We start from the raw sequence: 24,428 nt of genomic DNA on the forward strand, positions 1-24,428 counted from the left end.
CGAGGCCCGGGCATTACCCGATCGCCGAGTCGATGTGCTCGTCGCCCGCGCTCGCTGACCCCTGCGAGCGCGGCCCCGAAGCCGGGTGGCGGGCGCCTCAGAATGCGTAACGCACCGTCAGCCAGGGGGTCCGCTCGGCGATGAGGCGGGTGAGGGTATCGACCCCGGCGGCTTTGACATTGTTGCGGTAGCGGACGTTCCACATACCCGAACCGGAGCGCTTGGCCTGCTGGGTCGCCGGCTGCCACAGCAGGTCCTCGGCCTTCGGGTGCCAGCCGAGGTTGACCTCATGCAACTGTTCGTTGTGGGTGAGCATGATGATCTCCGCGGCCGCCTGGGCCTTGAAGGCGGCGCCGGTCCCGTCCGAGAGCTGCTCCAGCAGTTCCGCCCAGTCCCGCTCCCAGCCGGGGCGGACGACGACCGGGGAGAAATTGACGTGGACCTCATAGCCCGCTGCCACGAAGTCGTCGATCGCGGCGATGCGCTGCCGGATCGGCGTGGTACGCAGGTCGAGTAGCCGGGAGTCGGCCTCGGGCATGACCGAGAACCGGATCCGGGTCCGGCCACGCGGGTCCAGATCGAGCAGATCACGGTTGACGTATTTGGTGGCGAACGAGGCCTTCGCGGTGGGCCAGGCGCGGAACGCCGTGATCAGATCGGCGACATTGTCGCTGACCAGTGCGTCGATCGAGCAGTCGCTGTTCTCTCCCAGGTCGTAGACCCACGCGTGCGGATCGCACTGGTTCGGCACGGTCTTGGGCCCCTGCCTGCGCACATGCCGGCCGAGGTAACCGACGATCTTGTCGATATTGGTGAACACCGTGATCGGGTTGGCGTAGCCCTTGCGGCGGGGAACATAGCAGTAGGCGCACGCCATCGCGCAACCGTTGGCGGTCGAAGGGGCGATCCAGTCGGCCGAGCGCCCGTTCTCCCGGGCCGTCAGTGACTTCTTGACCCCGAGCACCAGGTCCTCGGTCTTGACCCGGATCCAGCGGTCGATATTGCCCGCGTTGCCGTGCAACCGGTCGATCTTCCAGTGGGACGCGACGGGGATTATCTCGGCGTCGGGGAAGCGGGCACGCACCTGCTGCCCGCGCGGGCTCGCCAGCGCGTCCGGTTCGGCCCACAGGCGACGGATGTCCAGCAGGCGTGGTCCCGGTGTGGGCCGGACCGGACCCGGTGCCGCGGTGGAAGCAGTCATGGCCCCTGCCTACTCCCCACCCCTGACATTCCGGCGCGCATACCGCGCCCGTGTGTCCGGAGACACCGCCGGCACTCCCCCGCACCCCGCTCGCTTCCTATCCTGGAAGGACACGCGTAGTTCCTGGTCACCGAGACGATGCCACCGCGAGCACAGGAGCACCCATGGCCACTGTCCACTTCACGGAAACGACCGACGCGACGCCCGAACAGTTCGTCGCCGCGCTCACCGACTTCGGGCCCGGCCGGGAGGAACTGTTCGGGAACAGCGCGGACAAATACCTCGAGGTGCACACCCGCGGCCCCACCGAAGCCGACGTCACGGAGGGGTCGCGCGGAATCTGGGAACGCCTGCACTACGACTGGTCGAACCCGCACCGGGTCGTCATGACGACCACCGACTCCAATCTGTGGGGTGGTCGTTCCGGCCACACCTACCAGTTCACACCCCGCCCCGACGGAAAGACCGACGTGGATGTCGTCGTGGTCCGCGAGGGCAAGAATGCGACGGGCCGGGTGCTCGGGGCAGTGGTGGGATCTGTCGGCCGAGGCGTCCTGCGTAAGGCGTTCCACAAGACGGTCGAGGCAGTCGAGGCCCGCAACAGCGGGACACCACAGAGCTGAAGCCGGTCCACCGGCACAGCCGGCTCCGGGCGGGGCGGGGCACCGGATGGTTCGGCGTCCGCCTCGCACCGGTCACTCTGCTGTGCGATGTTCGCAGAGTGCCCTGCTTCTCCGGAACCGGCGCGCGGAAAGCCGCCCGGTCAGCCGACCGGCAGCCCACTGAGGATCGGGACGAAACCCCAGTCCATGATGCGCGCTGCGTCGGCCGCCGCGGCGGCCAGGTCGTCGGGTGAGCTGTTCAGCACCACACCGATCAGCCGCTGCGCACCCCGGGAGGCTTCGAACAACAAGCAGGTCCCGGCAGCGTTCGTGGACCCGGTTTTGATTCCGGTGGTACCCGGATAATCACGGAGCAGTCCGTTGGTGGTCTCCCAGACGTGTCCGCGGTTGGCGGGACCGGCGGGCAGGTGGTGGACCCGCGATCCGACGATCTCCCGGAAGACCGGATCGGCCATCGCATGCCGACCGAGCCGCACCAACTCCGCCGGGGTGGAGTACGTGGCGAAATCGTCGGGGGCGGGCAGACCGCTGGGATCGCTGAAATGCGTGTTCGGCATCCCCAGCCGTTGCGCGGTGGCGTTCATGCGGGCGATGAAAGCGTCCTGACCCGGCCCGAATGCCTCGGCCAAGGCATAGGCTGCGTCGCAGCCCGAGGGCAGCATCATCGCGTACAGCAACTCCCGCGCGGTGAGCACCTCTCCGGGAACCAGACCGGCGGTACTTCCGCCGTAGGCGGCCGCATAGTCGACGGCCGCTCGCGGCACTGTGACCGGACGCTCGAGGTCCCCGGATTCGAGCACGACCACCGCCGTCATCACCTTGGTGATACTGGCGATCGGGACGCGGGTATCCGGCTGCCGCGACCACACGATCAATCCGGTACCGGCCTCCGCCAGCGCCGCGGCGGGCGCCCGCACGCCCTCCGGTTGCGTTGTCAGTGGAAACGGGAGCTGAGCCGAGCCACCGGGAACCGGGGCCGCCGCAGCGGTGGGCGCGAAGACGACGAGTATTCCGGCGATGGCCGCCGTCAGTACACGGACATAGGTTCGCATCGCCACATTGTGGCGGCCGACCTCGTCGAACAGCGGGATTTACGGCCGGCGTCGCGGTCGCTCATCCGGCCGACCGGAGCCGGCAGCCACCCGTCGCGGCGGCGCGTGGAGCCGTCAGGCGTTCTGTCTGATCTCCGCGAAGCTCGCCCACTGGACCTCGGCGATATCGTTCGCCTCGTCGTTGAAGGTAGTGTCGATCCACTCGAGGATCTGGTCCTCCACTTTCCGCAATACGGGCTCCGGCGCATCGACCGGGGAGGTCATCTCGAGAGAGAAGTAGGTGCGTTCGCCCGGATCCTGGCCGGGGTGCTCCTCGGCCCAGGCCAGATGCATCCGGTGTTCGCCACCGGCCTTCGGCGCCAGTTCTGTTCTCGCCTCGGCGAATTCGGGGAACTTCGCAAGTTCACCGGCCGCGGCCGAGCACACGGAGTCGGCTTGCGCGGGTGTGCAGTACAGCTGGACAACCAGATAGCTACTCACGCTACCGGCCACATCCTCTCGGTTGATCGCATGACAGTGCCGCTCGTCGCACCGGGATGGTGAACTCGCGTGCAGGGCAGCATATCCCGGCCACCCCCTGGCGTCAGCGCCGGCTTTCGGACAGCGGTCGCCATACGTGGCACAGATCGCCTGGCCCGGCCGCACCGGGATCCGAACCCATCGCGCATGGTTTCGCGAGGTGCTCGCGCGGCGGCGAGCGTCCGCACCAGCCTATGAGCCGGCCAGAGCTTTCGGCGCGTCACCGCTTGGTCGGGCGGTTCCTGCTTTGCGGTTGCGCCAGAGGAGAAGGGTGCTGGCGGTGAGGCTGACCAGGGTTCCGAGGTTGACTCCCGCGCCTTGCAGCGCGTAACGAGCTCGCCCGGGCAGGATTTTGGTCGTGGTGAGGGCCGTAGCTGCGGTGATCGGGATCAGCGGCGCGATGAGGGGCGCCGACCAGCGTGGATAGGCGGTATCGCCACGTCGGATGGTGTCGAGTATGAGCACGGACGCCGCCGCGGTTGCCGCGCCGAGTGGGATGTAAGCGCTGACGGTGGCCTGTTCGAATGCCTCGGCTGTGGCGAGCAGTCGTTGCCGGACCTCAGGATCGCCGTCGAGGGCTTCGAGGTCTTGGTAGGCCCGTCCTATGTGGAAGAACGAGCCGTGGGCGAACGAGGTCAAGGCCAGTCCACCGGCCAGCAGCAGGGCAGGCGGTACTGCGCGGCGGGGGCCGGCCGGGGCCAGGCCCTGGTGGATGTGCCATGCGGCGGCGAGGTAGAGCGGTGTGGCGTAAACCCCGAGCAGCGCACCTGCGGCGAGTTGGCGAGTGGGGGCCGGCACCATCGACAGCAGCGGCATCAGGGGTTTGTCGACCTGTTCCAGACCGCGCAGCGCGGGGTGTTGTTCGGGATCCGTGCGGCGGCCGAGCAGCAGGACGTCGCTGACGGCGTATGCGGCGGCGGCCGCGATTCCTGCGATACCGGTCCCGCGCACGATAGTGCGTCTTTTCATGCCCGTTTCACTCCTTGTCCCTGGTTTGCCGGTGGGCGCCTGCCCTCCGGCGTCCTGTATCTGTGGGTTGATCTCTCGGTCCGACTACCGCCCAATCCTTCGATGGGTCAGGCGGCGGTCGGGTCCGGTAACGCGGCGGGGTCCGGCGGTGTCGGCATCGGTTGCCGCGGTCCGACGCGGGCGCGGGCGGATTCGGGAAGCCGGGACATCAGTGTTCCTTTCCGGTGAGGTGGACGCAGCAGTCGCGGGACGGGCCGGTGCCCGCGGCGGTCATGATGGTCGGTGCGGGACAGCAGGCGTCGCCTTTGCAGGCGTTGCGGCCTTCTCTTACCCCGGGCGCCTTCGGTCAGCGCGATGATCGCCTCGATGACGTTGTAGGTGATGGTCTCGGCGGCGAACCAGCGAATCCGCCGCGCCGACACCGCCTTCCGGTCCGGAACGGGCCCGGGGTTCACCGCGGACGGCAGGGCGGGCATATCGAGGGAGGCCATCAGCAGCAGCCCTCGGTCTCGGCGGTCGGGCAGCAGGCCGGATCCACCGCCAGCACCAGTCCCAGCAGATCACCGAGCGCGGCGGCGATCCGAGCGTCGGCGAGTTCGTAACGGACCCGCCGGCCTTCGGGTGCCGCGACCACGAGCCCGCAGCCGCGTAGGCAGGCGAGGTGGTTGGACAGGATCTGGCGGGTTACCCCGATCTGCTCGGCCAGCTCCGACGGGTAGCCCGGGGCCTGCCGAAGGCTCAACAAGATCCGCGTGCGGGTCGGGTCCGATAGCGCGTGCCCGAAACGGGAGAGCGCGTCGGTATGCAGCAAGGTCCGGGTCCCCATGAACCCGGATAGTACATCTGAAAATGGATTCACAAAACAATGTATTATGACCGGGTGGGCGGTCCCGAGGTGGGGGGCAAGCCAAACCAGGGCTGTCGAGCGGGTCGGTGGCAGTTGCCGCGCTCGACCCACCGCCACAGAACCCCCACGATCGAGCCTGGCCAACCGGTCCACAGCAGCCTGCCGTAACGCACGCCCACTCGCGCCGACCCCGCCCGCGGCCTCCCGGAATCGCCGGCCCGCGTCAAGACCCAGCGGATCACTCGACCACTCTCAGGAAGAATTCTGACCACGTACCCAGCGGTAGGGAGACCGGATTCACCGACATTCCCGTCGGGCAGGATCCTGACGCCGCGACCTTGGCGGGCGCGACATCTACGCCATGAGTCCTGCCAGGATTATGCGTACCCCGGCCCGGAATTCGGCTGCCGGGTCGCTCGATACGGCGGCGTGCGCGATCTCGATGAGCTTGGGGAACCGCTCGGACGGCAAGGCCGCGATCCGGTCGGTGATTGTCATGAGGTCCTCATCGCGGGCCACAGATAGGGGACCGACGAGTTCGGCTTGCGCGTACCCGGTGATGAAGCCGGACACTGCGCGGAACGCCACCAGCAATTCAGCTCCTGACCTACCGCTACGCGCGAGCGCCTGCAATAGGGCTTCGGTCGGCCGGAGTGTCGCCAGATCGAGGCTGCGCCGGGTGAGAATCAGTGGGATCGCGTGGGGATGTGCGCGCACGGCTTGCCACATTCCCTCGGCGACGGTGAGCACCTCGTCATCCCAGTCGAGGGACGGCACGCAGTCCCAGCGAGCTTCGGCCATCACGGCCTCGGTGACGAGCTGCTCCAGGCCCTCACGTCCATCGACGTAGTTGTAGATCGTCATCGGACCGGTGCCCAGCGCCGACGCGAGACTGCGCATAGTCAAGCCGACCAGGCCTTGGCTGTCGACCAAGGCCAGTGCGGCGATCTGTAGCTGCTCGCGCGTGAATTTTCGGGGGGCGGGCATACTCCTCCTTGTTTAAGTACAAGGTACGTGTTTAACTGAGCTTGTTCACGTACAACGTACCTATATCGAGGTGTCATGACCATTCGCACTACCTTCACTTCCGGCCGCGACGAGTGCGCGGTATGGCTGACCCTCCCGGACGGCCCCGGTCCGCATCCTGTTGTGGTGCTCGTCCACGGCGGTGGCGCAACCCACGAGATGATGCTCGCCCAGTACGAGGAGTGGTTCTCCGAAGCGGGTCTTGCCGTGGTCGCCTTCGATTTCCGCCACCTCGGAGAATCCGGTGGTCAGCCGCGCCAGCTGGTGAGTCAGCGCCGTTACACCGAGGATGTCGACGCCGCTCTGGCTTTCGCCCGCTCCCGCCCCGAACTGGACGCACGCCGGATCGCGCTGTGGGGCACCTCATTCGGCGCCAGCCACGTCCTGGCCGCAGCCGCCCGCCACGATGACCTTCGCGCCGCGGTGGTTCAGTGTCCGGTCTTCAGCGGGCGTGCCGTCGTGTCACGGGCGGGGGTACGGCATCTGCTGCGGTTCACGGTTCCGATCGTCTCCGACCTGGTCCGCGCCACACTCGGCCGGCCGCGCCGTTACGTCCCATTGGTCGGAAAGCCCGGGGACCTGGCGTTCGTGAACCAGCCCGGCGCTCTCGAAGGATGGCAGTCGGTGACACCACCTGGTTACCGCTTCGACAACCGGATCACGGCCGCCTCGGGACTGGGCATGTTGTTCTACAACGCCGCATCCTCCGCGCCACGCGTGCGCTGCCCGCTGCTGGTGTGCGCCTGCGAGCAAGAGAATCTGATCGACCCCGCCATCGCGGGGCGGGTGGCCGCAGCCGCACCACGGGCCGTCCTGAAACGTTACGACGCCGATCACTTCACGGTCTACCATCCGCCGGCCGTCGAGAAGATCGTTGCCGATCAGATCGACTTTCTGACCACACACCTGGCGTCGAACGCGTAACGAGAGGAGTGCTCCGATGAAGCGGATTCACGACGTCCTCCACCGGGCGGCGACCACTGCGGCGGATGCCGTGGGCTGGATAGTGGACGACCGGAAAATCCGGTTCGCCGAGATGGACGCATGGTCGGACCGGGTCGCCGGTGGATTGCTGCGGCTGGGCATCCGGCGGGGCGATCGCATCGCAGTCAACGGGCCCAACACACCCGACTGGCTTGCTGTGTACTTCGGGGCGGCCAAAATCGGCGCGGTGGTGGTCGGGCTCAGTGTCCGATACCGGGAAAAGGAGTTCGCCCGCATCCTCGGCGATTCCGGGGCACGTGTGGTGGTCACCGTGCCGTCCAGCGAGGGCATCGACTTTCTGGGCATGCTGGCCGGCCTGCGAAATCGTCTTCCACAGCTGGAAGCCGTGGTGACCTTCGGCGCGGGCGGCGATCACGTCCTCGATGAGCTCTGGTCCACACCGGCGGATACCGTGCTGCTCGCCGAAGCCGAGGACGCCGTCCGCGAAGACGATCCGGTCATGATCATCTATACGTCCGGGACAACCGGCCGGCCCAAGGGAGCAGTTCTGACGCATGGCGGCCAGCTCGCGGCCGCTATCGCCCAAGCGGGGCACATGCGGCTCGGCCCTGGCGACACGCTACCGGTCGCCGTACCGCTCAACCATGTCAGCGGCATCACCTGTTGCGTACTCGCCGCGCTGGTCACCTGTGCCCGCACTGTGCTGCTGCCGACCTTCGAGGCCGCCGCCGCCGCCAACCTGTTCCATACAGCCGACCTCACGATCTGGGTCGGGGTACCGACCATGCACACACTGCTACTCGACCAGCCCCGGTTCATCACCATCGATACCGCTGCGGTTCGGCTCGTGGTCACCGGCGGCGCCAACGCGGAACCAGCCTTGCTGGAACGTTTGACCAGCTCCTTTCCGAACGCCACCGTGATGAACCTCTACGGGCTCAGTGAGTCCTCGGGCGCAGTCGTGATGACCCCCTGGGGCGCCGACACAGAGACGACCGTGCGCGCGATCGGTCGGCCGCTTCCGACCGTGCAGATCAAGATCGCCGATGCCGACGGGACCGAAGTCGCCGTCGGCGAAACCGGCGAACTCCTGCTCCGAACCCCTTCGGTCATGGCGGGCTATCACAACATGCCCGCGGAAACGGCCGACGCCATCGGTGACGACGGCTGGCTGCGCACCGGCGACATCGCCTGGACCGATAACGACGGCTTCATCACCCTGCACGGCCGGGCCAGGGACATGTTCGTCCAAGGCGGATACAACATCTACCCGATCGAAGTCGAGAACATACTGGCAGAGCACCCCCAGGTCCTCATGGTGGCCGGTATCGGCGTACCCGATCCGGTGCTCGGCGAGATCGGCCGCTACTACGTTGTCCTGACGCCGGACGCTCGGCTCGCCGAAGGCGACCTCCAGCATTTCTGCGCGGACAAAATCGCGGATTACAAGGTTCCCAAAGAAATCATCATCAGGCCGAGCTTGCCCTTGACTCCGTCCGGCAAGGTGCACAAGGCCGCACTTCGCAACGAATCAACACAACCAGGCGCCCTGGGCTGACCGGTCCACCACGGCGGCAGAAGTTGCCGCCGACCTCCAATCGGCGGCAACCACGGTCGGCTCCATAGGTGGCGACATGCCACGCGGACACAACCGTGCACCGGCTATCCAGGTCCAGCGACGGCTCGCACCGAGCCCTCGGGTTCAGCGGTCTGCCACACCGACCGGCCCCCGCCTTCGGACGAAAACCCGTCTTACACATCACTTGAAGGAGCCTGCCATGCCACGAGTAGACATCGACTTCAGCGGTACCAATGTATTCGTCGCCGGCGGCACGAGCGGAATAAACCTCGGTATCGCCGAGGGATTCGCCGCCGCCGGCGCGCGGGTGGCAGTTATGAGCCGATCTCGGGAGAAGATCGATGCCGCAGTCGCGCGGCTTCGCGCGCTGGGCGCCGAGGCAACCGGCGCAGCCGCTGACGTGCGCGACCCCGAGGCCACGAGCGCGGCACTACACAGCGCTCACGCCGCATTCGGCGACATCGACGTGCTCGTGTCCGGCGCAGCCGGGAACTTTCCGGCAGCGGCCATGGACATGTCTCCCAATGGATTCCGCTCCGTGGTCGACATCGACCTGCTGGGCACCTACCACGTACTACGAAGTGCGTATCCACTCTTGCGTCGTCCGGGTGCGCTGGTCATCAACGTCTCTGCACCCCAGGCCTTCCTGCCCATGGCGATGCAGTCTCATGTGTGCGCGGCCAAGGCAGGCGTCGACATGCTCACCCGCGTACTGGCTCTGGAATGGGGCGCCGGCGGCGTCAGGGTCAATTCGGTGGTTCCCGGCGCGATCGAAGGAACCGAAGGTATGGACCGTCTCGCCCCTACCCAGGAGGCAAGAGACATCTTCACCGATGCCGTGCCGATCGGTCGGTGGGGCACACCAGGTGACCTCGCCGGAGCGTGCCTGTTCTTGGCCTCGCCGCTGGCCGACTACATCACCGGCGTCGTTCTACCAGTGGACGGCGGCATGGCGCTCGGCGGAGCAAGCAGCGCGATGGCCGAAATAGCAGCCTCCCATTCCCGAACTATAGGCAGTGGGCGGGGAAAGTGACTGCAACTCCCCACCATGATCCCCTCGTATCCGAATGTCGGGGTGGCCGGCCGAACCCGCCGAGCGAAAGCCCCCCGCCCCGCAGCTCGATCCCAGCAGCCGGGCGGCAGTCGAGTCACCACCCCACTCCATCACCACGGCGGGCAAAGAAGGCCGACGCATGCGACCATTGCCGCACCCCGGTCGAACCAGCGTTCACGCTTCCCGTGCCAGAACCCATTCCCGTGTCGCCGCACACTCGCTCAGCCGCGCCGAGGCGGCCGCTTGTCGTCGAACCGCGCGCCCGGCCGGTCGGCGACCGCCGCGAGCAGGCGCCGCGCGAATGTTTCGAACCCGGCCAGGAAGCCGGCGGGCGCCGTCACGGTGAAATCGGTGTCGAGGAAGGCGAGTGCGCCGACCAGCCATTGCCAGGTGTCCAGCCGGACCGTGACAGCGGTGTGCCCACCATCGTGCGCGACGATCTCGGCGTGCTGATAGGCCAGCACATCCGCGACCCGCTCCGGCCCGGCCGCTACCAGCAGATCGACGCGATGCTTACCGATATCCAGACCGCGCTGCAGATAGTCGACAGCGGAATCGGCCGGGAGCGGCCGAGGCTCGTAGCGGGCACCAGTGCGCAGCAACTCGCCCACACGGTCCACCCGGAACACCCGCCAATCCGCGCGAGCGGTATCCCAGGCGAGCAGGTACCAGCGCAGATGCTGATGGATCTGGCGGTAGGGATGGACCCGCCGCGTGCTCGTCGCACCGTGGACGTCGGTGTAGGTAAAGGTCACGATCTCACGGTCCGCGCTCGCGGCGGCCAGGGTCGCGAGGTGTTCCGGCGACACCGCGGGTGCGACCCTGCGGCCTGTGTCCAGACCGGCGCGGATCGCCGCCACCCGGGGCCGCAGCCGGGCGGGCAGGAACTGGTCGATCTTGCCGTAGGCGCGGGTCGCGGCGTCGTCGAGCCCGCCGGCGGTCGCGGGGCCGGTGGCGCCGAGCGCGGCCAGGCCGAGCAGGGTGGCGATCGCCTCGTCATCGTCGAGGTGCAGGGGCGGCATCGTGCGCCCGGCCCGCAGCCGGTAATAGCCGCCGGGACCCGGTCGCGTCTCGACCGGATAGCCGTAACCGCGCAGCCGCTCGATATCCCGACGCAGCGTCCGAGGGCTGCGACCGAGCCGGCGGGCCAGGTCCTCGCCCGAGTAGGCACGCCCGGTCTGCAGTGTCGACAACAGCGCCAGCATTCGTTCGGTCACATCCGCCACCGGTCCGATTCTTCCGTGAATCGCGGTCAGGATCCGGCCACATCTGTCCTTAGCGTCGAACCCATGGCTACGAGCAGCATCGTCATTCGCGGCGCGCGCACCCACAACCTGGCCGGTCTCGACCTCGATATCCCCCGCCACCGGCTGGTCGTCTTCGTCGGCCGCTCCGGGTCCGGTAAATCGTCCCTGGTCTTCGACACCGTGGCGGCGGAGGCCGGCTATCAGCTCAACGAGACCTTTCCCCCATTCGTGCGCAACCGGTTGCCGAAATGGGCGCGGCCGCCCGTCGACCGGATCGACGGGGTGTCGCCGGTGGTGGTGATCGATCAGCGGCGCATCGGCGGCAACGCCCGCTCGACGGTCGGCACGATCACCGACACCTGGACCTATCTGCGCCTGCTGTACTCCCGGATCGGAGAACCGTGGGTGGGGGAATCCGACCACTTCTCCTTCAACGAACCAGCGGGTATGTGCCCGGCCTGCGCCGGATTGGGCGAGGTCGTGGTGAGCGCGACCGAACGTTTCCTCGATCTCGACAGAAGCCTCGCCGACGGCGCGATTCTGCTACCCGGATTCGGCCACGGCGGTTACTGGTACGACCAGTACGCCGGTATCGGCGTCTTCGACCCCGACACCCCGCTGCGGGAGTGGGGAGAGACCGAGCGCGAGGCGTTGCTGTACGGCGGCTCCGCCGCGGCCCGGCTCGACCGGCGCCCACCCAAGGACTACGAGGGGATCGTCGAGCGGTTCGAACGCATCCACCTGCACACCTCCGACAACCTGTCCGAGCGCAAACAGGAGACGATCCGTCGGTTCACCCGCTCCGAATGCTGCCCCGAATGCGGCGGTGACCGGCTGAACGAAGCGTCACGCGCCGTGACCGTGCTGGGCCGCACGATCGGTGAGATGGCCCGGATGGAGGTCGGGGAGCTAGCCGGCCTCGTCGCGACCATCCAGGTGCCACAGGTCGCACCGGTGGTCGAAGCGCTACACGCGCGGCTGGACGCGATGACCACCATCGGGCTCGGTTACCTCACTCTCGGGCGCGCCACCACGACCCTGTCCGGGGGCGAATCCCAGCGGATCAAAACGGTGAAACACCTGGGTTCCAGCCTCGTCGAAATGACCTATGTGGTCGACGAACCGACCGTCGGCCTGCACCCCACGGATGTGGAATCGATGATCCGGCTGCTCACCCGGCTACGCGACAGCGGCAACAGCGTGCTGGTCGTCGAACACGATCCCGCCGTGATGGCGTCCGCCGATCAGATCGTGGAACTCGGTCCCGGCGGCGGCGCCGAAGGGGGACGGCTGATTTTCCAAGGCACATTCCCCGAGCTACGCGCCGCCGGCACACCCACGGCGCGTGCACTGGCGCGGCCGCGCGCCGCACGCCGGGATCCGCGGCAAGCGACCGGAAAGCTCACCGTGGCCGAGGCGTACCGCAACAATCTGCGCGGCGTCACCGTCGATATCCCGACCGGCGTGCTGACCGTGCTGACCGGAGTCGCGGGCTCCGGGAAATCCAGTCTGGCCGCCGAATTCGCCTCCCGGCACGAGGCGATAGCGCTCGACCAGAAGCCGGTGAGCGCCACTCGCCGATCCACTCCCCTCACCTATACGGGTATCGCTCCCGCGATCCGCAAACTCTTCGCCCGGCGCAATGGGATGCCCACGGCGCTGTTCAGCGCCAACTCCGCGGGCGGCTGCCCGGCCTGCGGCGGACTCGGTGTCGTCCATACCGATCTCGCGTTCCTCGACGGCCAGGAAACCGTCTGCGACAGCTGCCACGGGCGACGCTTCACTCCCGAAGCACTCGCCCACACGGTGGAGGGCCTGTCCATCGCCGATATCGACGACCTCACCGTCGCCGAGGCCCTCGAACGCCTGCCCGAGCCGGCGATCACCCGGGCCTTGGAACGGCTCGCCGAAGTCGGACTCGGATACCTGCGGCTCGGTGAACCGCTGAGCGGACTGTCCGGCGGCGAATGCCAGCGGGTCAAGATCGCCCGAGAACTCCGGGAAGCCACCGGCTCCGCGGTATATCTGCTGGACGAACCGACGACCGGCCTGCATCCCGCCGATATCGAGACACTGCTGAGGGTGCTCGACGCCCTTGTGGACGCCGGCCACACCGTAGTGGTCATCGAACACAATCTCGAGGTCATCCGGCACGCGGACTGGCTGATCGACCTCGGTCCGGGCCCGGGCAGGCACGGCGGAACGGTGCTCTTCGAAGGCCCCGTGGCCCACTACACCGGCCACGCGACGCCCACCTCGCGGGCACTCGATGCCCTCGCGCAGTGACCGGCCGGTCCCGCGCTACGAGCCCGGACCGGCGGTCGCGGCGCCGCTCGGGGCCGCCGGTCCGGGCTCGGCGGCTCCCCGATTCCGCGCGAACGGCCCGGTCGAGGTCTAGATGACGCTCGCGGCGATCAGCAGGTTCCAGATCTCCTCCTGATCGGCGACCTCCACTCCCAGTTTCGCGGCCTTGGCCAGCTTGCTCTCGCCGACCCCCGCACCGGTGACGAGCAGGTCGGTATTCGCCGATACCGAGGACGCCACCGTGGCGCCGGCCTTCTCGCACAGGCGTTGGAACGTCGGGCGGGCGACCTTCTCCCCCGAGCGCGGATCGCTGATCGCCCCGGTGATCACCACCGTTTTGCCGTCCAGCGGCGCGCCCGCCGCGACGACCGGTGGTAGATCTTCCTCGAGCACATCCAGACTCACGCCCGCGGCGCGCAACCGCTCCATTTCCGGACGCAGGCGGGTGAGGTGCTCGACCAGGGAAGCCGCCACCTTCGGGCCGATATCCTCTACGGCCACGAGTCGTTCCTCGCCCGCGTCGGCGACCTCTTCCAGGGAGCGGAATCCCGCTCGGGCCAGGCGAGCGGCGGTGCCCTCGGAGGCCATCGGAATCGCCAGGCCGATCAGCGCGCGGCGCAGGCCCACCCGGCGGGCCGCGTCGACCGACTCGATCATGCGCGCGGCCGAGGTCTCGCCGATACGGTCGAACTCGAGCAGGCGCTCGGTGGTCAGCGTGTAGAAATCCGAAGGGCGCTCCAGGATGCCCGCCTCGGCCAGGCGCTCGATCCACACCTGGCCGAATGCCTCGATATCGGCCGCCGGCCGCGACGCCCAGTGGATGAGCCTGCGCACCGTCTGCGCGGGACAGGCGACGTTGGTGCAGAACAGTTCCCGGCTGTTGCCCTGCTCGGTCACCGGCTGCTCGCACGACGGACAGCCGGTGGGCGGCACGATTTCACGCTCGTCGCCGGTGCGTTTCGAGGCGTCGAGCACGCCGGCCACGAACGGGATCACATCGCCCGCGCGGCGCACCAGCACGGTGTCCCCGACCTTGATATCGCGGGCGCGGATCACCTGCTGGTTGGCCAGCGTCGCTTTCGTGACCGTGGTGCCGCCCACGAACACCGGCTCCAGCCAGGCGACCGGGACGATCTTGCCGGTTTTGCCGACGTCCCAGACCACCTCGTTGAGCAAGGTGGTCTTCTCCTCGGCGGCGAACTTGAACGCCAATGCGCCCCGCGGGCTGTTGGACCGGGTCCCCGCCGCGGCGTAGGCGTCGCGGTCGGCCAATCGCAGCACCGCGCCGTCGATGTCGTAGTCGAGGTCGTTGCGGCCCTGTTCGATCACGGTGATCGCCGCCTGTGCCTGCTCGGCGTCGGCGCACACCCGCATCTGCGCCCCCGCGATCCCCAGCGCCCGCAGCCCCTCTGCCAGGTCGGCAGCGGCGCCGCCGGCAGAGGTGTCGAGATCGAAGCCGAAGAACTGCAGCCGCCTCTCGGCAACCGTGGCCGGGTCCTTCGCCCGCAGTGTGCCCGCCGCGGCATTGCGCGGATTGATCAGCGGCTTGTCCGGGTGCGCGGTGTTGTAGGCGAGGAAGGTCGACCGCAGCATCACCGCCTCACCGCGCACCTCCACCCGCCCCGGGACGTCGATCCGGTCGGGCACACCGTCCACCAACGCGCGGACCAGCACCGTCACATCGTCACCGGTGGTGCCGTCACCGCGGGTCACGGCACGCACCAACCGCCCGTCCTCGAAAACCAGGGCCAGGGACAAGCCGTCGAGCTTCGGCATCACCACCACCGACTGGCCGGGGAACCGGTCGAAGAACGCCGCCACCTGATCCGGGGTGGTCGCCTTCTCCAGCGACAACATCGGGCGCGAATGCCGGATCGGCGCGTGCAGCACGGCGGGCGCCCCGACCTGTTCCAGCGGGTTCGGGTCGGGTGCGAGGTCGGGGTGCGCCTCGATCAGGCCCCGTAGCTCGTCTTCGATCGCGTCGTATTCCGCGTCGGCGACCAGCGGCGACCCTCGGTAATAGGCGTCCCGCAGCGTCACCACACGGTCCGCGAGCTCTTGGATACGTTCACCGGTGTCCACGGCACCAGACGCTACCGAGCCCCACCGACACCGGTAGCGATCTCCCGCCCCGAGCGGCCGGTGCGGGTACTCGAGACACTCGGCGACCGCCTCCCTCCACCGCGGCAGGCGCCCCGGCGGTCGTCCTGAGGGCGGAGCCGAACTCGTCGCCCGCGACCGCGCCCTCGACCTCCGTACCTCCTCGCGGCGAGCAGTGTTCACACTCCCCGCCGTCCCTCTCGTTGATGAACCGACGACCCTGCCGAACCGGGAATTCCGTCAGCCTCTCTCGACGGCCGCGGCCAAATCGTTGAAGTTGGCTTCGTAGAACTCGGCGAACTGATTGACGGTATCGAGGCTGAATGTGGCGAACGAGCGGGACTGCCGGAACGCCCCCATGAGCCGCATACCGAAATCCGCCGGCGGCAGGCCCGCCACCACGCCGGCCAGGACGAAACGTCCGTTCGGTGCGAGGCGATCGAGGAACGCGGGCAGCTCCGCCCCCGCCGGCGATATCGAGGATCACGTCGAAGGACGGCGGCGCGGTCGAATCGCCTTCCCCGGACCGGTCCAGTACATGTGTCGCGCCGAGGGCGCGGAGCCGGCTGCCGCGGTCCGGCGACGAGGTCGTGACCGCGACCGCGCTCGCCCCGCCGCGGGCCGCGAGCTCCACCGCCGCGATACCGATACTGCCCGCCGCCCCGCGTACCAGCACGGATTCACCGGGTGCGAAATGCGCGTGGGCCAGGCCGAAATGCGCGACGGTCGCCGCGCTGCCCAGCGTCACCGCGGCGACCGGCGACAGGCCGGCCGGCAGTTCGACGATATCGTCGGCCCGCGTGAGGCCGCACTGGCCGAAGTCGTCGCAACCTCGGCGGGCAGCCTGGTGGGGCTGGGCATGGTCACCTTCGGCGATCCCGGCCAGACCACCGCGCAGCTCGAACGACTCGCAGGGACACCAGGTATCGCCGGAGTCGCGATCCCGCCGCTGCTCCGCAGCGAATCCCTCGACCGAGGTCCGCTGCACCATGTGCTCGCCGAGGCCGCCCGGCTGGATCTGGCGGTGCTGGTGCATCCGATGCAACTCCCCCGGCCCGAATGGCCGGACTACTACCTGGTCAATCTGATCGGAAACCCGGTGGAGACCGCCACCGCGGTGGCTTCGGCCCTGCTCGGCGGGGTCCTCGAGGAGCTCCCGCGACTGCGCCTGTGCTTCGTACACGCCGGTGGCTGCTCGGCCGGGTTACTCGGCCGCTGGACCCACGCGTGGCACGCACGCGCCGATGTCCGGAGCGGGTCCGCGCGGCCACCGGCGGAGTCGTTCGAGAAGCTCTGGTTCGACACCGTCGCCCACGACCCCCATCTGCTGACCCTGCTACGCGGCCACGCAGGTGCCGACCGGATCGTCTGCGGCAGCGACTATCCCTTCGATATGGCAGAGGCGGATCCCGTCCGTTTCGCCGTCACCCACGGTGTCACCGAAGTCGAGCTCGTCGCGGCAGCCCGGGAATTTCTCGGCCTCGCGTCGCTTTGACAGGCAACGGGGACACCACCCGCGTCCCATCGTGTATCAGGACAGGCAGGCCATGAGTCAGCTCTTCACCCCGCTCACCCTGCGGGAGATCACCATCGCGCATCGGGCGTGGATGTCACCGATGATGCAGTTCGCCGCCGTCCCCGACGGACCCGACGTGGGTACCGCGACCGACTGGCATCTACAGCATCTGGGGTCCCGGGCGGTTGCGGGGGCGGCGCTGATCATGGTCGAGGCCACCGCCGTCACCCCCGACGGCCGCAGCAGCGACTACGACCTCGGGCTCTGGAACGACCGGCAGGCCCAGGTGCTGCGCCGCCACACCGATTTCCTGCGTGCCCAGGGCACGGTGCCGGGTATCCAGCTCGTACACGCCGGCCGGAAGGCGGCGACCGGGCGCCCCTGGCCCGATCCCGACCGCGCGCACCGGGCCTGGCCCACGGTGGGTCCGAGCGCGGTGCCGTTCGGCCGGTTACCCGCACCGGCCGAGATGAGCACCGCCGAGATCGCCACTGTTGTCGACGAATTCGCCGCCGCCGCCCGCCGCGCCGCCGCGGCCGGATTCCAGGTGCTCGAACTCCACGGCGCCCATGGCTACCTCATCCACCAGTTCCTGTCGCCGCAGTCCAACACCCGCACCGACAGTTACGGCGGAAACTTCGACAACCGCATCCGGTTCGCACTCCAGGTCGTGACCGCGGTCCGCCGCGAATGGCCGGCGGAACTACCCCTGTTCTTCCGTCTGTCGGCCACCGACTGGCTCGGCGGCGACACCGAGGACCCCCGGCCGGGATGGACCGTGGCGGAGTCGATTGCGCTCGCGTCACATCTCGAAGGGCTCGGAGTCGACCTGGTGGACGTATCGAGCGGCGGCTCCGTGCCCGATGCGGCCATCCCGGTGCGGCCGGGATACCAGGTTCCGTTCGCGGCGCGGCTACGCGGTGAAGCCGGGGTACGCACCAGCGCGGTGGGCATGATAATCGCCCCCGAGCAGGCAGAGCAGGTCATCGCGCGGGGCCAGGCAGACGCGGTCTTTCTCGGCCGGGCCCTGCTGCGCGAGCCGGCCTGGATCCGGCAGGCCGCGGACCGGCTCGGCGCGCGGTTGCCGCATCCGCCACAGTACGACCGCGCCTTCCGGGCCCCCGTGCCCGCGGCGAAGCCGCGGGCAGACGGGGAGCGGCAGCTCACTGATGTTCGTGCGGTATGAACCCGGGCGGTGGCGGCGACCCTCGGAACCGCACCGGCAAAACCGGCGCGGGTTCGGCATCGACCGGCTCATCGGCGCGCGAAGGCGAGACCGCCCGCGACCGCGAGCATGGTGACGCCGGTGCCGCGATCCAGATAGCGCCGGGTGCGCGGCGGCATATCGAACGAGTTGAGGGCTCCACCCACGCCCGCGTACACCGTCGCCGCGACGAACTCGACAACGAGGTAGCCGAGGCCCAGTGCGATCAGTTGCGCGGGTACGGCCCCCGCCGAGTGGTCGACGAATTGGGGCAGGAGGGCGGCGAACAACAGCAGCGCCTTGGGATTGGTGAGCGCCACCGTGAACTCCTGCCGAGTCAGCTGACGACGCGTCCGGCGCGGCGACGACACGTCCGGCGGCGGGCTACCGGACGTGTCCGGCGCGCCGACGGGGCGGCTCCGGTAGAGCATGGCCACGCCCAGGTAGAGCAGATACGCGACACCACACCATTTCACGGCCGTGAACACCGGCTCGGAGGTGACCAGCAATTCACCCAGCCCCACCGCTGTCGCGAGCACCAGCAAGAGGAAGGCCGACAGCCGGCCGGAGACGGCCACCAACGCATCCACAGCGCCCTGCTGTACCGCGTTCCGCAACGACAGCAGTTGGCTCGCACCGGGAGTGAACGCGATGAGGGGAGCAGCGATCAGGAAAGGCTGCCAGTGCGGAGTCGGCATGCACCCTGTATACAGCCAGTTGCCGAGCGCGGAAACCGGGCGGTGCACCGAGAAACTTCGGCCCGGCCTCACCGGCTCCGGCCGATCGAATAGACGACTACCAGTACGAGGAGGGTGGGCAGAGCCAACGCCACTGCGAGCCCGGTGTGTCCGGCCGTGGCGAGACCGAGACCGCCCGGCCGGGGATGTCGCCTCATCCGGCAGCCGGATGCCGGTGATCCTGCGGTGGGGTGAGTTCGTCGACCACCACCAGATTCCCGCCGGACTGTTTGGCCCGGTACATGGCGGCGTCGGCGCATTGCAGCAGCCGATCGGGGGTCGGGCGCGGGCACCGGGGACAGATCGTCGTGTCGAAGACCGCGACACCCACGCTCGCGGTGACCTCCACCGCGGTCTCCGGTGGGTCGGCGACCGCGCGCCGCAGCCGTTCGGCCTCGGCGCGCGCGGCAGCCGCGTCCATCGGCGCGGCCACCACGAACTCCTCCCCACCCGTACGCGCCACCACCGCCCTCTCCCCCACGACGGCGTGTAACCGCCGGGCGGTCCGCACCAGGACGGTATCGCCGACGCGGTGCCCCCAGGTATCGTTCACGCTTTTGAACCGGTCGAGATCCAAGCTCATGACGCAGATCGCGGGAAACCCGTCGACCAACTGCGGCAGCCGGATCTCCAGACCCCGGCGGTTCAGCAGTTCGGTCAGCGGGTCCGATAGCGATTCGGTGCGCAACAGCCAGTAGAGGATCTGCAACGCGGGGAGCGCGCTGACCACCGACACGAACAGCAGCAGCCCGACCGCGCAGGCCAGCCGGATATCGCCGCCCCCGGTGGCGATTCGCACCGAGAACACGACCACCGACAGCAACGACCACGCCGAATGCGCGGCGAGGGCCCGCGCGCTGTGGAAGAAACCCAGGTAACTGCCGGTGACCACGAGCAGCAGCGCGCCCATCGCCCCGAACAACCGATCCGGTACCTGGAGGAACTCCACCGTGAACAGCACATCCGCGCCGCCGATCAGTACCAGCGACTCGGTCTTGCTCGGCCAGGACAGCAGCCACCAGCGCAGCGCCCACAGCGTCCCGCACAGCACCCCGACCGTCGAAGCGAGGCCGGGATCACCGGCCGGCCCCACGGGCGTGCCCGCGATCACGGCGCCCATCACCGCGATCGCCGCGCCCGCGACGCCGATCAGCACTTTGAGTGGACCCAGCGCCGAACGCGCCGCCAGCGTACGCACCAGCCAGCGGTAGTCGACCGGGTCGTTCCACCAGGCCCGCAGTGTTTTGCTGTCATTCATCGACTCACCCTTGGTCCCGACCGCGTTGCCCACCGTAGCCCGTACCGGCTGCCATTCCAGGAATTCCACCGGCTGGTCCGGGGCAGTCCAGACCGGACATTATTCCCCGGGCGGCAACGGCCGGAGCAGGGGAGACCGAAGTGTTCACCCGAGTTGGCGCGGGTCGGCGCCTGGACAGCCGATGGCCCCGCCTGCCCCCCCGGGGCCGGTTCCGGCCCCCGAGAGTTCCGGCAGTGTGCGCTTACCGTATGTCCGGAGACCGGGGTGGTGGACAGGACGGAGCCCCGTCCGGACCGTCGGCCGTCTCCACACCGCATCCGGCCCGCTCGGCGAGTTCTTGCACAGCACCACGAATCCCTGCCGCGAGCACGTCGATATCAGGGGTGGAGTCGTAGTCCCCGGTGATACCGAACACCAGGTGATCGTGATAGCTCAGGATCGCGATCGCGGTCCGCAGGCGCATGGCGATCGGCACCGCGGGCACCAGTTCCAGCACCGGCCGGCCCTGCAGAGCGAGCGGGTGCCGGGGACCGGGCACATTGGTCGCCAGCCCCGCGACCCCGTGCTGGGGAAACCGTGCCGCGAGCCGCAATGTCCACGCCACGGCGGCGAACGGCAGCCCGCGCGCCAGCCCGAGAACAAGGTGTTCGGCACCCGGCGCCCCGCCCGACTTGTGCGCTTCCATGGTCATATGGACTACGCGGAGCCGGTCGACCGGGTCGGCACGGCCGACCGGCAGGTCGGGCAGCACTGCCGAGACCCGGTTGTCCATGACATGTTTCGCGTGTTCGGCACGCATGGAAACCGGTACCAGGATCCGCAGCGTGTGCGCCGCCGGTTCCTCTGCGCGTCCGAGCAGCAGTTCCCGGTATCCCGCGGTGATCGCGGCCAGTACGACATCGTTGACGGTCACGTGGTAGACGGCGCCGATGCCGGATACCACCGGCAGCGATACGCGCACCGCGGTATATCGGCGGCGATGCCCGATCGGGCCGTTCAGCGACGACACCGGCCCCGACCCGAGAAGCGCGGCACCGACCGGCACGAGGCTGCGCACGGTGCCGACCACCGCTGCGGGCAACGCCGCAGGCAGCTTCGCCCACCCTGGACGTTGTGGCTCTTCCCGTACCCCTTCGAAGCGACGCACCCGCCGATCGTCCCCCGGCCGAGGATCGCAGAGGGTTTCGAATACGGCTACTCCCGAGATGCCGTCGACCAGGCTGTGATGGGCTTTCAAGATCACCGCCCAGCGATCACCGGCCAATCCCTCCACCGCGACGCACTCCCACAGCGGGCGATCCCGGTCGAGCCGCTCCTCGATCTCGGCCGCGACCAACTCCCACAGTGTGCTGTCCTGCGCCGGTCGCGGAAGAGTTACCCACCGCAGGTGACGGGCCAGGTCGAAGTCCACGTCGTCTTCCCATTCCGGTGCGGCAAGGTCGAGCGCGGTGCGGCGCACCCGCTGCCGCAGCCGAGGGATATCGGCAATACGCGTGTTCAGCAGGGCCGCGAACTCTTCGTGTCGCGGCGGCGGGCCGGCCAGTACCGCGGTTACCGCGATGCCCAGGCTGATCCGCCGGTCGGCGTCCTCCAGTTCGATGAAGCCGGTGTCGAGCGGCCGTAGCTCGTTCACGATGCACCCGACCGATCGGCGGATGGCACCACCGCCGCGCTGCTGCGCGGGTCCGGGTCCGGGGCGAAAGCCAGTACTTTTCGGAAGCCGGAGGCGAGGCATTCGGTGAACTCGGCCGGATCCGGTACCGCCGCGGTATCGGTGTTGATCCCCACCGAGCACGTTCCCATATGGGAGATGAGCGTCGCGTTGAACGCGGTACCTATGGTCGGCCCGAACACGTGCACCCGCTCGACCTCCGCGCCCGCGAGATACAGCGGAACCGGTGATCCGGCCACATCGGAGGCCACGAAATCGACATGCCTGAGCATCTGTGCGACAGCGCCGACCGGAAGCCGGTTGAACACCGCCGCCACCGCGTTCGACCACGGGATAGCGGGTTCCCGGCGCCAGCGCTCCACGAGATCGCGCACTACCCACATCAGTTCCACCACTTCGTCCGTGTCGACCGGAACAGCGAACCTGGCCAGGGTGATGCGGTTACCGCCGGGCGGGTCGTTCGGGGTCCGAATACTGATCGGCACGGTCACCCGTACCCGGGTGAACGACGCATCGTGACGTCGATGATAGGAACGCAATCCGAGCAACAACGCGGTGAGAAAAGCATCGTTGACGGTGCAGCCCGCTCGGACCGCGGATTCCTCCAGGCGGGCGAGCGGAACTTCCAGAACGGTCAGCTGCCTGCTCAGTCCGCGTTCGGTCATGATCGGCGACAGGGTCTCGGTGACCGGTCGAGCCAGGCGAACCAGCGAGGACACCATCGCCGCACCATCACGCACGGCCCCCACCGGATCGACCACTGCGTGCGCCAGTGCTGTGGACGCGGAGACACCACCCTGCAGCAACCCCCATCCTGCGGACCCGTGCCACGCGAGTACATCGGCGACCGGCCCGACCCGGCGTGGTACCTCTGCACGCACCGGCCCGCGTTCGGTTCCCTCCCGGGCGAGGTCCAGTACCTCCGCGGCGATCTGCATACCGCCGACACCATCTGTCAGGCTGTGATGAACTTTCAGCACCCCCGCGCTCCTGCCGCCGGGCAGCCCCGACAGCAGGGTGAAGGTCCACAGCGGTCGCGCCGGGTCGAACGCTGTCATCACTTCGTTGCGCGCGAATTCGAGCACAGCAGCCTGGTCCGCGAGCGGCGGCAAGGCGATATGCCGCAGATGCCAGGAAAGATCGAAGTGCAGATCGTATTGCCGACGAGGCGGGGCCGGCCCGAACGGCGCCGCGGACAGCACATGGCGGAAACCGGGCGCGACCCGTGTCCCACGGTCGAAGATGCGGACCAGCCGGTCCCACTCCGGCTCGGCATCGAGAACCAGTACCGAAACGATCGTCGACCGCAGCGCGGGATCCTGTTCCATGCTCCAGGTGAACAGGTCCGACTGGGTCATATGGGACTCGTGAGTACCCATGCGCAGTCGCTTTCATCGGTCGGAGTCGATCCCTGCGGAGTCGACCTCCCTACTGTTGTCCCCACCGCCGTGCGGCGGGCAGAGGCCAAGGTCACCGATTCGGCCGAGCGAGTGGCGATCAGCGCGCGAAACGACCGCCGGAGGACTTACGGCCCCGGTACCTCCGACATCGGGCTCTTGCTGTCTGCTCCGCGATAGGGCAACGCTGTCCTCACCGGTGCACCGGACCGGGTAACCGGACATCCGAGACCATATGTTCGGAGGGCGTCATGGGAATACCGATCGCCGACGAGTCGTGTCTAGAACCAGCGACTCCGTAGCCATGGACGACGAATCCCGGGGCCTGGTACCTCCGGTGCTCCTCGGTACCGACGGCTCGTCCGCATCGTTGAACGCCGCGCGCTGGGCCGCCTATATCGCCGAATCACTGCATGTCCCGCTCCTGGTGGTACACGTGCTCGCGGTGCCCGGGCACCGGCACGCCGCGGGTGCCCGGCCGTGGTTGCACGGGCACCACCCGGTGGACCCGGAACCGGACCCGACGGTCGTCGTCCGCCGGACAGCACTGATCATCGGAACCTGCTCGGCGCCCACCGTCGCGGATCCGGCCACCGAAATAATCACCGGATCGGCCACCGCAGTTCTCGTGGAGCACAGCCGCCGCGCCCGGATGCTGGTGGTGGGTGCCCAAACGGCGTTCGGGGAGCGGAAGACAGGTCCGACGACGACGGGAGTCGTCGCGCGGGCCTACTCACCGGTGGCCGTGTGGCGGGGTGCGCCAGGCCATCCGATCCCGCGGGAACGGCCGGTGGTCGCCGCGTTCGACGGGACCGAGTCGACCTTGCCGGCGCTGGTCCAGGGTTTCGTGCTGGCGGAGTCGCTCGGCGCCGCCCTCGAGGTGGTACACCCCCGGTGGGGGATGCCCGGCGGTCGGTGCGGCGCTGCGGCGGTGGTACCGCCGTCCCTGATCGCCGACTCGACGGCGCGGATAGCCCGCGAACATCCCGTGGTCAGGTCGAGCGAAACCGCGGTAACCGGTCCCCTCGCACAGGTCCTGACACACCGATCGGCAACGGCGCAGCTTCTGGTCATCGGTGGCCGGCGCGCAGCCGGTGCGATTGCCGCACCCGGCCCGGCTGTCATGTCCCTGCTCCGCCATTCGAGGTGCCCGGTGCTCGTCTGCCGCCCCAGGTGAG

At 68.6% G+C, this 24,428-nt stretch carries 22 protein-coding genes; 8 read left to right on the forward strand and 14 right to left on the reverse strand.

Annotated elements, in window-relative coordinates:
• Nucleotides 1-97: 97 nt before the first annotated feature.
• Nucleotides 98-1,201 carry a spore photoproduct lyase family protein gene (locus tag NS4_RS05905; protein WP_063058485.1) on the reverse strand — a complete coding sequence of 368 codons (1,104 nt, stop codon included), beginning with the start codon at nucleotides 1,199-1,201 and terminating at the stop codon, nucleotides 98-100.
• 164 nt (nucleotides 1,202-1,365) lie between these two features.
• On the opposite strand from NS4_RS05905, the gene NS4_RS05910 reads away from it, so the two are divergent.
• Nucleotides 1,366-1,824 (forward strand): SRPBCC family protein, encoded by a 459-nt coding sequence (locus tag NS4_RS05910; protein ID WP_063058486.1) that lies wholly within the window; start codon nucleotides 1,366-1,368, stop codon nucleotides 1,822-1,824.
• Nucleotides 1,825-1,964: 140 nt separating this feature from the next.
• On the opposite strand, the gene NS4_RS05915 is transcribed toward NS4_RS05910, so the two are convergent.
• The 6 genes from NS4_RS05915 to NS4_RS05940 form a co-directional block, all read right to left on the reverse strand.
• Complete coding sequence (locus NS4_RS05915) at nucleotides 1,965-2,876, reverse strand: D-alanyl-D-alanine carboxypeptidase family protein (RefSeq protein ID WP_063058487.1); 912 nt, start codon at nucleotides 2,874-2,876, stop codon at nucleotides 1,965-1,967.
• Nucleotides 2,877-2,990: 114 nt separating this feature from the next.
• Nucleotides 2,991-3,356 (reverse strand): hypothetical protein, encoded by a 366-nt coding sequence (locus NS4_RS05920; protein WP_063058488.1) that lies wholly within the window; start codon nucleotides 3,354-3,356, stop codon nucleotides 2,991-2,993.
• Nucleotides 3,357-3,587: 231 nt separating this feature from the next.
• Entirely contained in the window at nucleotides 3,588-4,364 is a 777-nt protein-coding gene (locus NS4_RS05925) for a DUF6796 family protein (protein ID WP_063058489.1), read from the reverse strand.
• 107 nt (nucleotides 4,365-4,471) lie between these two features.
• Nucleotides 4,472-4,855, reverse strand: coding sequence for a hypothetical protein (locus NS4_RS05930; protein WP_063058490.1), 384 nt, complete (start codon nucleotides 4,853-4,855; stop codon nucleotides 4,472-4,474).
• The gene (locus tag NS4_RS05935) at nucleotides 4,855-5,190 is read right to left on the reverse strand and encodes an ArsR/SmtB family transcription factor (RefSeq protein ID WP_063058491.1); all 336 of its coding nucleotides are present in this window, start codon (nucleotides 5,188-5,190) and stop codon (nucleotides 4,855-4,857) included. Before NS4_RS05935 ends, NS4_RS05930 begins: the two co-directional genes overlap by 1 nt.
• A gap of 375 nt (nucleotides 5,191-5,565) precedes the next feature.
• The gene (locus NS4_RS05940) at nucleotides 5,566-6,198 is read right to left on the reverse strand and encodes a TetR/AcrR family transcriptional regulator (protein ID WP_063058492.1); all 633 of its coding nucleotides are present in this window, start codon (nucleotides 6,196-6,198) and stop codon (nucleotides 5,566-5,568) included.
• 75 nt (nucleotides 6,199-6,273) lie between these two features.
• On the opposite strand from NS4_RS05940, the gene NS4_RS05945 reads away from it, so the two are divergent.
• The 3 genes from NS4_RS05945 (at nucleotide 6,274) to NS4_RS05955 (ending at nucleotide 9,794) form a co-directional block, all read left to right on the forward strand.
• On the forward strand, nucleotides 6,274-7,161 hold the full coding sequence (locus tag NS4_RS05945; protein ID WP_063058493.1) for an alpha/beta fold hydrolase: 888 nt from the start codon (nucleotides 6,274-6,276) through the stop codon (nucleotides 7,159-7,161).
• Nucleotides 7,162-7,177: 16 nt separating this feature from the next.
• Nucleotides 7,178-8,740, forward strand: coding sequence for a class I adenylate-forming enzyme family protein (locus NS4_RS05950; protein ID WP_063058494.1), 1,563 nt, complete (start codon nucleotides 7,178-7,180; stop codon nucleotides 8,738-8,740).
• A gap of 220 nt (nucleotides 8,741-8,960) precedes the next feature.
• Nucleotides 8,961-9,794: an SDR family oxidoreductase gene (locus tag NS4_RS05955; RefSeq protein WP_063058651.1), complete on the forward strand. Its 834-nt coding sequence runs from the start codon at nucleotides 8,961-8,963 to the stop codon at nucleotides 9,792-9,794.
• Between the two features lie 242 nt (nucleotides 9,795-10,036).
• Here NS4_RS05955 and NS4_RS05960 read toward each other — a convergent pair whose 3' ends face one another.
• Entirely contained in the window at nucleotides 10,037-11,041 is a 1,005-nt protein-coding gene (locus tag NS4_RS05960) for a helix-turn-helix transcriptional regulator (protein ID WP_084486875.1), read from the reverse strand.
• Between the two features lie 63 nt (nucleotides 11,042-11,104).
• Here NS4_RS05960 and NS4_RS05965 point away from each other — a divergent pair, with 63 nt between their 5' ends.
• Nucleotides 11,105-13,348: an ATP-binding cassette domain-containing protein gene (locus NS4_RS05965; RefSeq protein ID WP_063058495.1), complete on the forward strand. Its 2,244-nt coding sequence runs from the start codon at nucleotides 11,105-11,107 to the stop codon at nucleotides 13,346-13,348.
• A gap of 108 nt (nucleotides 13,349-13,456) precedes the next feature.
• Here NS4_RS05965 and ligA read toward each other — a convergent pair whose 3' ends face one another.
• Together ligA and NS4_RS32015 are read right to left on the reverse strand one after the other, a co-directional pair.
• Nucleotides 13,457-15,448: an NAD-dependent DNA ligase LigA gene (gene ligA / locus NS4_RS05970; protein WP_063058496.1), complete on the reverse strand. Its 1,992-nt coding sequence runs from the start codon at nucleotides 15,446-15,448 to the stop codon at nucleotides 13,457-13,459.
• A gap of 258 nt (nucleotides 15,449-15,706) precedes the next feature.
• Nucleotides 15,707-15,868, reverse strand: a complete 162-nt coding sequence (locus tag NS4_RS32015; protein WP_157105909.1) for a hypothetical protein — start codon at nucleotides 15,866-15,868, stop codon at nucleotides 15,707-15,709.
• 292 nt (nucleotides 15,869-16,160) lie between these two features.
• Between NS4_RS32015 and NS4_RS05980 the strand changes: the two genes are divergently transcribed.
• The gene (locus NS4_RS05980) at nucleotides 16,161-16,961 is read left to right on the forward strand and encodes an amidohydrolase family protein (protein WP_245665116.1); all 801 of its coding nucleotides are present in this window, start codon (nucleotides 16,161-16,163) and stop codon (nucleotides 16,959-16,961) included.
• Between the two features lie 52 nt (nucleotides 16,962-17,013).
• Nucleotides 17,014-18,168: an NADH:flavin oxidoreductase/NADH oxidase gene (locus NS4_RS05985; RefSeq protein WP_084486879.1), complete on the forward strand. Its 1,155-nt coding sequence runs from the start codon at nucleotides 17,014-17,016 to the stop codon at nucleotides 18,166-18,168.
• A gap of 68 nt (nucleotides 18,169-18,236) precedes the next feature.
• Here NS4_RS05985 and NS4_RS05990 read toward each other — a convergent pair whose 3' ends face one another.
• The 4 genes from NS4_RS05990 to NS4_RS06005 all read right to left on the reverse strand — a co-directional run bounded on the left by NS4_RS05990 (nucleotide 18,237) and on the right by NS4_RS06005 (nucleotide 23,232).
• On the reverse strand, nucleotides 18,237-18,884 hold the full coding sequence (locus NS4_RS05990; RefSeq protein ID WP_063058652.1) for a LysE family translocator: 648 nt from the start codon (nucleotides 18,882-18,884) through the stop codon (nucleotides 18,237-18,239).
• Between the two features lie 193 nt (nucleotides 18,885-19,077).
• Nucleotides 19,078-20,181, reverse strand: coding sequence for a GGDEF domain-containing protein (locus NS4_RS05995; protein ID WP_157105910.1), 1,104 nt, complete (start codon nucleotides 20,179-20,181; stop codon nucleotides 19,078-19,080).
• Between the two features lie 241 nt (nucleotides 20,182-20,422).
• Complete coding sequence (locus NS4_RS06000) at nucleotides 20,423-21,814, reverse strand: wax ester/triacylglycerol synthase family O-acyltransferase (protein WP_084486881.1); 1,392 nt, start codon at nucleotides 21,812-21,814, stop codon at nucleotides 20,423-20,425.
• Entirely contained in the window at nucleotides 21,811-23,232 is a 1,422-nt protein-coding gene (locus NS4_RS06005; protein WP_245665118.1) for a wax ester/triacylglycerol synthase domain-containing protein, read from the reverse strand. Before NS4_RS06005 ends, NS4_RS06000 begins: the two co-directional genes overlap by 4 nt.
• A gap of 295 nt (nucleotides 23,233-23,527) precedes the next feature.
• On the opposite strand from NS4_RS06005, the gene NS4_RS06010 reads away from it, so the two are divergent.
• Nucleotides 23,528-24,427, forward strand: coding sequence for a universal stress protein (locus NS4_RS06010; RefSeq protein ID WP_169811729.1), 900 nt, complete (start codon nucleotides 23,528-23,530; stop codon nucleotides 24,425-24,427).
• Nucleotide 24,428 lies beyond the last annotated feature (1 nt).

Origin of the sequence: Nocardia sienata NBRC 100364 (assembly GCF_001613205.1) — a bacterium.
Classification (GTDB): Bacteria; Actinomycetota; Actinomycetes; order Mycobacteriales; family Mycobacteriaceae; genus Nocardia; species Nocardia sienata.

Coding starts and splice junctions, on each gene's coding strand:
- NS4_RS05905 (WP_063058485.1), bottom strand. CDS start 1,201: ATGACTGCTTCCACCGCGGCACCGGGTCCGGTCCGGCCCACACCGGGA.
- NS4_RS05910 (WP_063058486.1), top strand. CDS start 1,366: ATGGCCACTGTCCACTTCACGGAAACGACCGACGCGACGCCCGAACAG.
- NS4_RS05915 (WP_063058487.1), bottom strand. CDS start 2,876: ATGCGAACCTATGTCCGTGTACTGACGGCGGCCATCGCCGGAATACTC.
- NS4_RS05925 (WP_063058489.1), bottom strand. CDS start 4,364: ATGAAAAGACGCACTATCGTGCGCGGGACCGGTATCGCAGGAATCGCG.
- NS4_RS05930 (WP_063058490.1), bottom strand. CDS start 4,855: ATGGCCTCCCTCGATATGCCCGCCCTGCCGTCCGCGGTGAACCCCGGG.
- NS4_RS05935 (WP_063058491.1), bottom strand. CDS start 5,190: ATGGGGACCCGGACCTTGCTGCATACCGACGCGCTCTCCCGTTTCGGG.
- NS4_RS05940 (WP_063058492.1), bottom strand. CDS start 6,198: ATGCCCGCCCCCCGAAAATTCACGCGCGAGCAGCTACAGATCGCCGCA.
- NS4_RS05945 (WP_063058493.1), top strand. CDS start 6,274: ATGACCATTCGCACTACCTTCACTTCCGGCCGCGACGAGTGCGCGGTA.
- NS4_RS05950 (WP_063058494.1), top strand. CDS start 7,178: ATGAAGCGGATTCACGACGTCCTCCACCGGGCGGCGACCACTGCGGCG.
- NS4_RS05955 (WP_063058651.1), top strand. CDS start 8,961: ATGCCACGAGTAGACATCGACTTCAGCGGTACCAATGTATTCGTCGCC.
- NS4_RS05965 (WP_063058495.1), top strand. CDS start 11,105: ATGGCTACGAGCAGCATCGTCATTCGCGGCGCGCGCACCCACAACCTG.
- NS4_RS05980 (WP_245665116.1), top strand. CDS start 16,161: ATGCGCGTGGGCCAGGCCGAAATGCGCGACGGTCGCCGCGCTGCCCAG.
- NS4_RS05985 (WP_084486879.1), top strand. CDS start 17,014: ATGAGTCAGCTCTTCACCCCGCTCACCCTGCGGGAGATCACCATCGCG.
- NS4_RS05990 (WP_063058652.1), bottom strand. CDS start 18,884: ATGCCGACTCCGCACTGGCAGCCTTTCCTGATCGCTGCTCCCCTCATC.
- NS4_RS05995 (WP_157105910.1), bottom strand. CDS start 20,181: ATGAATGACAGCAAAACACTGCGGGCCTGGTGGAACGACCCGGTCGAC.
- NS4_RS06005 (WP_245665118.1), bottom strand. CDS start 23,232: ATGGGTACTCACGAGTCCCATATGACCCAGTCGGACCTGTTCACCTGG.